Origin of the sequence: Acinetobacter sp. NIPH 2699 (assembly GCF_022549355.1) — a bacterium.
GTDB lineage: Bacteria > Pseudomonadota > Gammaproteobacteria > Pseudomonadales > Moraxellaceae > Acinetobacter.
The window spans coordinates 76,748-89,578 of sequence record NZ_JAKZGL010000003.1 but is presented as its reverse complement, the minus strand read 5'-3'; the positions used below and the strand labels follow the sequence as shown (position 1 = coordinate 89,578).

At 39.0% G+C, this 12,831-nt stretch carries 9 protein-coding genes; 1 reads left to right on the top strand and 8 read right to left on the bottom strand.

Annotation, left to right across the window (positions count from 1 at the left end; genetic code table 11):
* Positions 1–199 precede the first annotated feature (199 nt).
* Positions 200–2,083, bottom strand: coding sequence for a DNA topoisomerase IV subunit B (parE, locus tag MMP72_RS03945; protein WP_241314748.1), 1,884 nt, complete (start codon positions 2,081–2,083; stop codon positions 200–202).
* A 14-nt stretch (positions 2,084–2,097) separates the two neighbouring features.
* Positions 2,098–2,688 (bottom strand): YqiA/YcfP family alpha/beta fold hydrolase, encoded by a 591-nt coding sequence (locus tag MMP72_RS03940; protein ID WP_241314746.1) that lies wholly within the window; start codon positions 2,686–2,688, stop codon positions 2,098–2,100.
* 262 nt (positions 2,689–2,950) lie between these two features.
* On the opposite strand from MMP72_RS03940, the gene MMP72_RS03935 reads away from it, so the two are divergent.
* Positions 2,951–4,297 carry a GPI inositol-deacylase gene (locus MMP72_RS03935; RefSeq protein WP_241314744.1) on the top strand — a complete coding sequence of 449 codons (1,347 nt, stop codon included), beginning with the start codon at positions 2,951–2,953 and terminating at the stop codon, positions 4,295–4,297.
* 80 nt (positions 4,298–4,377) lie between these two features.
* Here MMP72_RS03935 and MMP72_RS03930 read toward each other — a convergent pair whose 3' ends face one another.
* From MMP72_RS03930 to MMP72_RS03905, 6 genes are all read right to left on the bottom strand, one after another.
* Entirely contained in the window at positions 4,378–5,061 is a 684-nt protein-coding gene (locus MMP72_RS03930; protein ID WP_241314742.1) for a hypothetical protein, read from the bottom strand.
* Between the two features lie 187 nt (positions 5,062–5,248).
* Complete coding sequence (locus tag MMP72_RS03925; protein ID WP_241314740.1) at positions 5,249–5,803, bottom strand: hypothetical protein; 555 nt, start codon at positions 5,801–5,803, stop codon at positions 5,249–5,251.
* Between the two features lie 9 nt (positions 5,804–5,812).
* Positions 5,813–8,197, bottom strand: a complete 2,385-nt coding sequence (locus MMP72_RS03920) for a hypothetical protein (protein ID WP_241314738.1) — start codon at positions 8,195–8,197, stop codon at positions 5,813–5,815.
* Positions 8,197–8,733: a hypothetical protein gene (locus MMP72_RS03915; RefSeq protein WP_241314736.1), complete on the bottom strand. Its 537-nt coding sequence runs from the start codon at positions 8,731–8,733 to the stop codon at positions 8,197–8,199. The genes MMP72_RS03920 and MMP72_RS03915 overlap by 1 nt, the downstream gene beginning before the upstream one ends.
* 3 nt (positions 8,734–8,736) lie before the next feature.
* Positions 8,737–12,147, bottom strand: a complete 3,411-nt coding sequence (locus MMP72_RS03910; RefSeq protein WP_241314734.1) for a type VI secretion system Vgr family protein — start codon at positions 12,145–12,147, stop codon at positions 8,737–8,739.
* A gap of 171 nt (positions 12,148–12,318) precedes the next feature.
* Positions 12,319–12,825 (bottom strand): disulfide bond formation protein B, encoded by a 507-nt coding sequence (locus tag MMP72_RS03905; protein WP_241314732.1) that lies wholly within the window; start codon positions 12,823–12,825, stop codon positions 12,319–12,321.
* Positions 12,826–12,831 lie beyond the last annotated feature (6 nt).

Here is a 12,831-nt window from a genome sequence, read left to right as displayed (position 1 = left end):
TTTTTATGCCAACACAACAATTATTTGTTTTTTATATATTTTTTATTATACAGCTCAATAAAACTTCCATCTTGTATACAACATTGCATACAAAAAATACGCTGCGACCTAAAATGATGCATTTTTATGCTGTATATAAAAAGCCAAGCATAATGCTTGGCCTCAATGAATCTCTGATTGCTCAATTTGAGCTGAAATCTTAAACTACAATATCCGCTAAGTTGCCCTTTTGCTCTAACCAATGTTTACGATCGGCTGAACGTTTTTTCGCCAGCAATTTATCCAACAAACTTGCAGTGAAATGAGCATCATCCAAATCTAACTGTACTAAACGACGCGTATCAGGATCCATGGTGGTTTCACGAAGCTGGCTGGCATTCATCTCACCCAACCCTTTAAATCGGGTAATTTGTGGATTTTTATTGCCCTTGACCTTATTTAAGATCGCTTCAAGCTCCTCATCATCGAGGGCATAATGCACATCTTTTCCAATATCAATACGATATAAAGGTGGCATCGCAACAAACAAATGACCCTCTTCCACCAAAGTTGGAAAATGTTTCACAAATAATGCACACAATAAGGTCGCAATATGTAAACCATCCGAGTCTGCATCGGCCAAAATACAAACTTTGCCATAGCGCAGTTCTGACAGATCATCGCTACCCGGATCAACCCCAATCGCTATGGCAATATCATGCACTTCTTGCGAGGCTAACACCTCATCCGAAGACACTTCCCAAGTATTTAAGATTTTTCCTCGAATCGGCATAATCGCCTGAAAGTTTTTATCCCGCGCTTGCTTGGCACTTCCACCAGCAGAATCCCCTTCGACAATAAACAGTTCACTATCTTCACGGGTCAACCCAACACAATCTGCTAATTTCCCCGGCAATGCAGGACCTGCAACAATCTTCTTACGCTCAACCTTTTTTGCTGCTTTTAAACGACGTCCAGCTTTCGCAATCGCCATCTCTGCCAATTGCGTTGCAATCTCAGCATGTTGATTGAGCCATAACGAAAATGCATCTTTGGCAATATTCAAAACGATATTAGAAGCTTCACGGCTGGATAAACGTTCCTTGGTCTGTCCTGAAAATTGTGGTTCTTGGAATTTCAACGATAAAATGAAATTCACCCCATCCCAAACATCTTCGGCAGAGAGTTTTACATTGCGTGGCAATAAATTGCGTAACTCACAGAACTCACGCAATGCCTCGGTCACACCCGAACGCAAACCATTAACATGTGTTCCACCTTGCGCAGTTGGAATCAAGTTGACATAACTTTCTTGAATTTGTTCGCCACCATCTACATTCCAACAAATCGCCAACTCACATGCTGCACGATCTGCTTTTCCACTACTCACAAATGCAGGCTCAGGCAAAATCTCACGATCTTGCAATTCATCCATCAAATAATCGACTAAGCCATTTTCAAACTGCCATTCAATACGTTCGTTATTAATTTTATCGTCGTAAATGATTTTTAAGCCTGCCGCTAAAACAGCCTTGGCTTTTAAATTATGTTTTAACGCTTTTAATGCAAACTTCGGACTATCAAAATATTTTGCTTCAGGCCAGAAACGAACGGTGGTTCCTGTGGCACGTTTTGCAACCTTGCCCTCTAATACAGATAATGGCGCCACAGGCTCGCCCTGCTCAAACGCCATTTGATACAAATTTCCATGGCGTTGTACCGCAACCTCAACGCGTGTTGACAAGGCATTTACCACTGAAATCCCAACACCGTGTAAACCACCTGAAAATTGATAGTTATCTGTGCTGAACTTACCGCCTGCGTGTAGCTTGGTTAAAATAATTTCAATACCACTTTGACCATATTCGGGATGAATATCGACAGGCATACCCCGTCCATTATCCTCGACAGACAGCGACCCATCTTCATAAACCGTGACATAAACTTGATTGGCATGTCCTGCAAGTGCTTCATCGACAGCATTATCAATCACCTCTTGTGCCAAATGGTTAGGCCGTGTGGTGTCGGTATACATGCCTGGACGACGACGAACAGGATCTAAACCAGAAAGAACTTCAAGAGATTGTGCGGTGTATTGTGTCACTTGGTCTGACTTCCTTATTGAATCGCTGCCGATAGAAATTCGATTACTAACGCTAATCTTTCTTCAAAATCATCCATTGCATGACTGCCACCAGTATCAGTGAAAATCAAAGCGGATGGTTGTGCTGCACTATAATAACGTTGTGCCTGATGATAATCCAAGACTTCATCGCCTTGTTGCAATAGCACTAAAATTTTGTCGGCATTTTTTAGCTCTACTTCAGCAATGGATTGTAATTGTTGCAAGTGTTCAGCATTGAGTGTCCATGACTCGGTGATTTTGAGGGGGATTTGATCAATACCGAATAACGTTTGAAATAGCTGCCATGGTTGCATAGCCGGATTGATCAATACAGCAGGACAAGCATACTTGGCGACAAAATACGTCGCATAAAACCCACCCAGACTACTTCCGACCAAAACCACTTGTTCACGTGGTTGAGTTTCAATGAGCTGAGAAACCTGCTGAAGGACTTGCTCAGGAGACTGGTTCAAATCTGGCAAATGTACTTGAATATGATCGTAACTTGCACAGTATTGTCTCAATTGTTGCCCCTTTTTTGACATGGGGCCACTACGAAAACCATGTAAATAGATAATTTGCATATGCACCCAAATAGACACCAGCTTGACAGATAGTTAAATAAATCACATTATTAATCATAATTGATAAACAAATAACAATATAATTTGCAGATAACCCTGAAATTGTCCGACACAAAAAACGATTCTCCGCGCCGTTCATCAGTATTCTAAAAAAAATACGGATGAAACAACAAAAGATATAAGCGTTTGTTGTAGTTTATCTAAACAGTGTAAGGTTAATAAATTCAACCCTTCGGTATATATCAAGGATGAGGAAATCAATATGCCAAGTTTAACACCTCTGCATGAAACCTACTGTAAGTGGGACAGTACCCCTCCCAGTCAGGCAGATGCTTTGGAAGGTTTGGCACAGCTCGTCAGTACCAGTTTGAGTGGGGTACACGAATTGATGCAATTGGTACAAACTGAAGTGTTACGGACAACGCTCGGTTTAAGTGCACAAAAAGCCAAAAATTTACAAAAAAATCCACAGTTGCAGAAACTCTACCAATTTTCTTATGTCGCCATTCAAAAATATGGCCGTAGTTTTCTTGCACCAAACTTGCGCAAAGTGGTTGAGAAATTTCCTGCTCTACATGATAAGCCTCTCAGCCCATCTCTACATTTTGCAGTGGGTGCACTGAATGGGATCTTTGGCGATTTTTTCTTGAAGCAACATAATCCAATGGCTTTGCCAATGGTGCTTTATGATCACTATGGATCATTACAACAAGGTGAACTCACAGGTCGTGTGGTGATTTTGGCGCATGGTTTATGCATGAACCATTTAACGTGGTCAAACCAGCGTTATGGCGGTATTGGGGAACGATTACTGGCGCAGCGTGATAATAACACCATGTTGTATCTCAACTACAATACTGGACGTCGTATTTCCGCTAATGGTCGTAGTTTTGCCAGCGTACTCGAAGATTTAATCCAACGTAATCCACGCATTACCAGTATTGATTTGATTGGCCATAGTATGGGGGGGTTGGTTTCTCGTAGTGCTTTGTTCTACGGCAAACAAGATCTCTGTCAATGGGTACACATGGTTGAAAACTTGGTATGTATTGGTTCTCCGCATCATGGTGCAGCACTGGAACGCTTTGGTTTTATTTTACAAGACAAACTTGGTGCATTCCCCTTCATTAACCTTATCGGCCAATTGGTCAATATTCGCAGTAACGGTATTTTAGACCTTCGTCATGGCAGTGTTCGTGATGATGATTGGGAACATAATGATGCACGTATTGGTTTTGCAGATGACAATCGTAAACCTGCGCCTTTACCCTCACATATCAATACCTTCTTAATTGCAGGGACGTTAGAGTTTGAAAAATTACGAACCAAAGCACTCACTGTGATCGGTGATTATTTGGTCAGTGTAAAGAGTGCGTTAGGCGAACATCCAAACCCTCGTTTTCAGCTTAAATTACCCGATACGCATAAAGCGGTGTTCTATGGGTTGAACCATTTTGAGATTCAATATCACTCTAGTGTAGCGGAACAAATCACCCGTTGGCTCTATCCTGATGTCAGTGATAAAGTTGAACAAGGGGTTCAAACACATCTCATTAATGTACCAAATAACTATACCTTTGATGATTTAGAAGGAATTGTTGAGACCTAAATAAAATGATCGGCTATTAATTTACTAATTGCCGATCATTTATTTTTTTAAATTAATAAATATATCTGATCTTATAAGTTTTATTTATCGCTACCTACTTCAACAAAATTCATTGTCTCAGAATCCAATTTATATTGTTTTTCTTCAATATAATTTTTATCAAGATCAATTTTATTTGTACAAACCTTTCGAGTGTTTAATGAAAAATCCTCATGTATTACAAAATCTTGTTTACACTCTCCATGATATGGAATATCTGAAATTTTTCTAAAGTCAATCATTTCCATTTCGGAATCATAGTCAATTAATTCTGAAAAATTAAACCGATGTGTACCCACATAATACCCTCTATCAATACTCTTATACACTCCATCTTCTATCTTCGCCTTAAGTAAGGTCATTGTTTGTGCAAAACCATCCCCCTCCATATCCATATTTTGTAGCATCAATATATATACATAGTCTTGGTTAACAGGGAAATAACCTATAATCCTTGCAAAAGAATGTGACTCTGGAGCTAAATACTCTTTATTATCAATAACAAAATTTAAATTATCTAAATCATACCAACCATTCTTAAGCTTAGATAAACTTGAAAAGTCCTGACTTGAAATTGGTGGTTTTAAGCAAGGTATATTTTCGAGATCTTTCTTATCTTCAGAGAAATTTATTTTACATACATCTTTCGTTTGATTAAATACATCATTATCACTACAACCTAGTAAAAATATAAAGCTAATCATCATCAAAATAAATTTTAACATTTCATATATCCTCTGTTTGGGGAGAAAAGCCCTGTAAATGAACATGATGGTGATGATGTCTATTATTATTTTGATGAACACTATGCTTATGCTGGCTTATTAAATATAGTAATACCTGATATTTTTATTTCCTACTACGCATATAGTGAAATATTTTCAATATATTAACCAGTGAAAACATATACAATCAAACACAACCTGAATATACAACCTCAGAAGTCCCAATACTTATTTCCACGATTAAATTATTAACAATATTATACTTAACACCATACTCTTTTTTTAAAGAACTCCAGACCACAACAAAATATTGATTTGACACATCTGGATCATCATTCTCTATTTTATCAAAAAAATTTCCATCTATTTTTTCATAAATAACTTTTTCATTATCTCCTACAGAAATACCATAATAATCAGTCGTAAATGGAATTGTTGACTCTATAGCTGCAACCTTATTATTTACAACTTTTACATCAGGTTCACTTTCCGACCACTCACCAGTTTTAGAAACATAATAACAACTCTCATCTGGAACATAGCTTTCTTCAATTCTTATTAAATATGGATTATTTTTAATATTTGAACCAAGCTCAACACTCCCCCAACTTTTTTCTTTAAAGACTATAGGCTGTATTTCACCCTCACTTATCTTAATAGAATTAACTTGCTGAACAGCATTATCACAAGAAAATAAAAAAACCACAAAACAAAGAACAAAAATATATTTAAAACTTCTCATATCCACCCCTCAAATATCTTCAACCAAATAATTATGTTCACCAATATGTAAATGATGATAATGATTTGGAGCAAATGATGTACCAGCTATCATAGCTACTTTACGTTTATTGTCCATTGAGTCTTGAGTATAAAATGTTCTAAAACCAAATATTCTAAATCTTTCAGTCAACATTGTGTTAGCTTGCATATCAAATGAAGAATATGTAGTCCAAATTGCTCCATTCCTATGAGCATTATTTTTAGCTAAATATCTAAAATCACAGGCCTCACCATTCCGATGAGTTTTACTTGGGAGCTTAGAGCTTCCATCTCGAAGGCTTCCCCCTGTACTTGGGTATTCCTGATAACCTAAACTCATAAATGTACCAAGTATTGCTGCTAAAGTGACCCCATTGAGATAATATCTAACATCACTAGAAACATACCATTTATATCCAATCCCATCTTTTTTATAATATCCATGCTTAGTAAAATCTATTAAATAACAATTTCCTGCAATAATCGAATTACCCGATTTTCTCATAGGAGCCTTAATAAATTCCGACTTCCCCAAATTATGAGCACCACCCTTCTGATCATAGTAAATAAACTCAGCAAAGCCTGTTGCTGCTTTATTCTCTCTTCTAATCTTTCCATTATGATAAATATGATATCGAGTAGTATCACTGGTCACAGGAGCTTGGTTGCCCACTGTCGTTAATGGTTTCCCCCCATTTTGGGTATAGCTATTATCTTGTTTGGCCTGTTTTTTTCTATCGGCTTCCGTCTTAGCTTTCTCCGCTTCTTCTTTGGCTTTTTGCTCACTCTTTGCTTGTGCTTCTTTTTGCTGTTGTTGTAATCGGGCACTTTCAGCTTGTTGTTCTTTTTTACGTTGTTCATCCGCAGTTTCATACAATTTTGAAGCTTTTACAGCACTTGCATTTACCGTAAACCCTTTCATCGCCACGGTCTTTTCAACTCTGCTTAAAATCAGACTTTTACCTTTTATTCCAAAACCGAAAACAAAACCTGTGAGCATTCGTACATTGATCACGCCTGATGCATTGGTTCTTTTTGGAATTTCTCGCCCTCTATAAAAAATACTAAATAGTGTATTGGCTACGTTCTTACCCTCTTGTGTAACCGTAATATTAAAACTATGTACTGGCAATTTCACTTTAACAGTTTGGTTGTTTAACGCTGAACTCACTTTAAAATGATGAATCACCTGTTTCTGCCCATCACCATCTACAGAGACTTCAATATCTTGTCCCTCTTCCGCAACAACGCCTTTTCTTATACCATTGTTGTCTGCGGTATGTTTTTTAATATTTCCTTTATAGGTAAGGAAAAAATTCATATTCGGAATAGGTTTACCTGAGTCACCTTCCACGATTTGAACGTTGAAATGAATATCTTTTAATACGGGCGTTGAATCCACCGCTGAAGATGGTGGAACTTGCTCATTCCTCACTTCTTGCGGAGTCTTATTGGTTTGTGGTTTTGGTTGAGGCGTACTTTCTGCTTCTAAAGTCGCTGGATAACTTGAAATGCTGAAATCACTTAAGGTCGCTTTCTGCTTCTCATTTGCTTTTTGGATAATGCTATTTGATGTTTTTCCATCAGCAACGATTTTGATTTCAGTATTTGGATGACGCACAGTCACAGGGAGATTGCCCTGCTCATCACTTTTTACCCTTACTCTCGTTTCACCAGATACATATTTCCCATCATAACGCGAAACCAATACAACTTCTTTATTCGCTAAAGCATTTTTCTCTGAGTCAGTTAAGCTTATATAAATCTTTCTTTTGCAACAGTTTTCTAAATCAAAATGATTAAACATTTCGATATATTTACTGATATGGACACCATTTCCATCAGATTCTTTGTATTTACCTTTAAAACCGTTTACACCAAAAAATGAACCTAACCCACCGTCTCCAACTAAATGCGCACCTGCAATAGCACCAGACTCAGTAATTTCTACGCCGTTAATAGTTTTTCCATAGAATTCGTTAAAATTACGATTGCGTAATCGATTACACAAAAGATCGATCCATTCATGAATAGCCTGAAGTTGCTTATCTGGAGAATTTAAAAATTGAGATAAGTTATTGACCCCAGCTTTACCCGTCCACGCTCCAGTCCAATCATTGGCTTTTGTTTTATCTGTATTATTATCCCAATGCTTATAATAGCCCAAGTCTATCAATGCAGCTTCACCGAACTGGAATAACCCAATATATCCTTTATCATTCTTCTTTGCTGCAGAAAATACATTTCTCCTAGCATTCAAAGGCTGCCTTAAATCGGAAGATGATTCTTTATAACTTACAGCCTGAATAAACCCAGCTCGATTAAAATCAAACTCAATAATATCATTATCTGAAAATTTAATTGTCTTTTTCATTATTTAAACCAATCAGCAATCTGATACTTATAAATATTTTTAATATTCGTTTCTTTTAAGATATAGCTATTTAAGACGGATATGAGATCAGAATCACTCCCCGCCTTCGCACATGATAAATTTACATCGAGAACATCTTTATCTGTATATCCACTATCACTAATTTTAGTTCTATCTATTTCTCTAGAGTATAAAAATGCAGCATTATCATTAAAAACCATAATAAGATCCGTTTTATTATGCTTCATATCCGCCCAGTAAATGTAATAATTATTATTCTTATATTTAATATGACTACATATCCCTGCAGACATCCAATTATTATTTTTAAGATTAAAACCTATATTCTCCACCACTTTTTTACCATGCGGATTAAAGTTATCCTCCCATACATGCGGACATTGAGTATCTTTTAGCAACTCAAATTGAACTACTGGCTCATTCCAATATTTTAAACATTGTTTAGAACTCTCTGCATATAAGCTCACGCTTTGCGATAGAAGCAATGAGCCTATAAATACTTGCACTATTTTCATTTCTTAATCCCCACACCCAAATTTCTTAAAATCCTGCTCTAAGTTCGACTCATCTGTAGCATCTTCTTGAACATGTTCACAATCATCATGATGATGTTCATCGCCACCGCAACAAGCCTCATCTGAACTGTGATTTTCGAGCACAGGCTCTTCTACCAATAACAACTTATCTGCACTTTCTTTGTCTTTTCCGAGTAAAACAACTTCGATTTGATCCGGGTTATCGCTAAAGATTCTTTGCGTTCTCGCCCCCTCATCAAGCACCCCGACATATTCTGTTTTCTTGGCGCGATTAATCACTTTATAAAGAAAACCTTCTTGTATAAGTTCAGGTGAAACCAAACCACTAAAATCAAAGCGGCGGCTATAAATCCCACTCTCAGGCATTTTAGGCAGTTCTGTATTGACAACTGCACCACTCTCAAAGACATGCTGCCCTGCTTTAACCTTAAAATTTCCGCCAGTATTTACAAATACCCCATCCTTATTGATCTTAAGCTGCGAGCCACCTGCTTTTAGGTCAATTTCGACGGGACTGGTGATCTCGATCTTTTCCTCTGTCGATATAATCTTGACCACCCGACGAGCGATTGCCTCAATCATGTCATCCTGTGCCTGTAACTCCACTTTTCCTTTGGCTGCATATGCCCGTATTCCTTTTTGGGCTGCAAACAAGCTGATTTTGTCTTGCGCATGGCCAATAATATTTTTCTGGGCACTTAAATTGATGGAACCACTGGCACTTTCTGCAATGTCTTGTGAAGCTTGTAAAATAATATTCTCAGGTGTGGTCAGCGCGATCCCATTCGGTGAGGCCAATAGCATTAATGCTTGTCTAAAGATTTTGCCTTGTACTTGTTGTTTGCTGTCCTGACTCTGTTCCAAGTCTTGGGTATAATTTTCCATAAAGCCTTGCAAAGAACCCAATGCCTGTAATGGACTGACCTTTAAACTGCTGCCTTTACTAAAAGTGCCGCAGCTACTCATCAAATCAAAATCTTTTATATCGACGTTAGCGAGGACTTGTCCAACTTCTTTTAGACTTTCAAATGGGTTGTGTTGAATCTTGTCTTTCAGATTTGCCAGTTGTCCTTTAACAATATCTGCGCCATGTTCTTCCACGTTTTCGATAAACGTTTTCAGGTTCTCTAGCGCATCTTTTGCATCTGCAAAAAATGCATTGAATTCATCAACAATGGCTGTGCTATTTCCGCCTAGTGCACCGATATCCCCAATAAAACCACCACAATCTTTTAAAGCATTCAGTGGGTTATTTTGCATCTCATTTTTAAAAAGATTTACGGTATTGTTTAACGCCTGTCCTTTGGTTTTTAACTCTAACGACTGGATAAACTTGGGTAAACGCTCAATAACATTGAGGGCATCGGCTTGTTGTTTGAGCGCAATGTCACTCAGCATTTTCATGCTCTCAAAACCTTGTGTCAGCAATGATTGCGCTTGAGCTGCTTCCAAGTGATCTGCAATCGCCTGTTCTTGGGCATAGGTACTGATCAGCATGCCTTTACCTGCGCGTACTGCGCCCCAAGCATCCGTTCTAAGTTCAAAACCCTCACCACGTGCTGCACTCTGTGCTTGTTCTTTTGGATGGCTTAAATGCCCTAAGTTGAGTTGAGTCGCGGCATGACTGCTTTGTAGTTGGGTGCTAATCTGTCCCGTTGTATCGTCAAATCTGAGTTGGTTAAATCCGCGCCCATCAACTTCTTGACTGCGAATACCGCTAAGCTTTTTGGTATCAGGAAGTTGCCCTTTGATATCAAATTTGGTGGGGGAACGCTGCGCTTCATGGATGCGTCCCGTCACAAAGGGGCGATCAATGTTGCCATCAAAGAAATCAATCACAACGATCTCGCCTATTCTTGGTAAGAATCGTGCACCATAACCTTCACCCGCCCATGGTGTCAGAACATCCACCCAAGCGGAGTCCGTATCATTGTCATTGCTGCCAGCACCACCATCATGACCATGATCATCGGCTCGGGTAAATAAAAAGCGGACTTTGATCCGTCCCCACTCATCCACATGAATGGTTTCACCTGCTGGGCCTACCACTTTTGCCCGTTGAGGATATGCAATGGGGCGCTGTTGTAGCGAAAGATAGTCAGGAACGGTCGGAATATGACGACGTTGCAATGTGAGTTGATTGCCTTGACGTTCTTCTGCGGCTGGGTAACTCAGCAGATGAGGCTGCCAATGGCTGTGTTGTAGCAGTTGCTTAACTTGTTGGTTCAACTCTTTGGGCAGGTTATTTTGGTTATAGAACTGCTTCGCTGTAATCAGGAAGTTTCTATCTGCACTGGCATGCTGGTCGATTTCTGGATGTTGTTTGAGTTCAAACCAGTACCCCACATGTGCGTCACGAACCGTCGTATTTGCAATGAATTGTTTTGCCTGTGCGCTGTGGTAATTGCTCAGGTGTTCATTCATACGTTCGATTTGATGGTTTCCTGAGGTGCTTGCACCATCTTCACCATTGAGGTCTTGTATCCATGCAGGGGTGAAGTGCCATGCATCCTCTAGCCCTAGACTGGCATTGTCATAGTGATCACTGTGACCGTGCGTACTTTGGACGCTGCCAGCGCCATCTTCTTGATCAAGCGCATCCGCTTGCCAGCGTTGAATATGTACTGTTGTAGGTTGTAAGCTACGTTCTGCAACCAAACTGGTCATGCTGTCGTATTGCTCGGTGGCGCTGCTGCGATGGTAACGAATATTTCGACGCTCAAGCGCTTGGTAGTGGTTATTGTCATCAATCAATCGGAGTTTCTGCGCTTGGATCGGGGTCGCACTGAATGGAACAAGATGTTGTGCTTCATCAATCAAGCTATTGATCGATTCTGATGCTAACAATCGTTGAATGAACATTGAATCAAGTTCGTTGTGTTGCATTGTAAAGGGACGAACATCATAGTCTTTGCTGAGTCCACTGAGATCTAATGTCAAACTCGCTGCAAACAATGGGCTGCGTTCCTGCCACTCTTTGAATAAAGTCTGGACAATCTCAACCACTGATTGATTCATAAAAACCCGACTATTACGGCGTTTCGCCCATAACGACGTCGCATCTTGCATGGTAAGGCGGTAAAGCGTAAGCGCCCCATCACTTTGACCTTGAGCTGCCGCAGTAATTATCCCTGTACTGCGTGCCAATTGCCCAGTATCGGTGACTTGATCAACCGCAACAGTACATCCGATAAATTTTTTAAGCGGAATGCTCGCATTGGTAGACAAGCAAATGAGTTCTGATGTTAGCCCCTGATTTAAAATATGTTTTCCAGATATACGCTGCAAGAAAACCTGAGCTGTTAACATCGGATCTGCAAATTGGATGTGAATCGCGCGTTTCTGTGCATTGAGCCCCAGTTTTTCTAATACATTAAATATATTTAAAAGCATTTTTTATGATCATAATTTTAAGAATCGGTTGAACTTTATAAGAAAAATACCGTTCTGTACATCAAAAATAATGGTTTTTATCTAAAATTATATCTAACTGATTTAAAAGAAAAAGCCCCTAAATATTGACTCATATTTAGGGGCTTTTTAGTTAATCTAAAAACGCTATGATTATTGTTTAGCTGTACTATAATTTCTAAAAAGCTGCCATAAACAAATCAATAATATTAGGCTGAAATAAACCAATGACCATACGGGTAATGATTGACCTAAGAAAGTCCAATCGACTAAAGCGCACTCACCAGAACCCGAAAGCACTTGTTGCAATACCGTTTTCATAGGTAATACATCAACCAAATAATCTAGACCTGGACCACAACTTGGAACCTGATCGGCAGGCAAGTTTTGCAACCAAACATGACGTGCTGCAACACCCACTGACCAACCAATCGCTAAAGTTGCTAAAAATGCATAGAAACGTTTAAATGCATTTGAAATCGGGTTATGAATAAATGCAACCAGTGCAATCACCCCCATTCCAATTAAACCGACTCGTTGAAACACACACAATGGACAAGGCTCCAAACCTTGCACATGTTCTAAATACAACGCGAACGAGAGTCCGATAATACTGGCCAGCACCAATACGGCACTGACCAAACGGTAATTCCATCGCATGGGAAG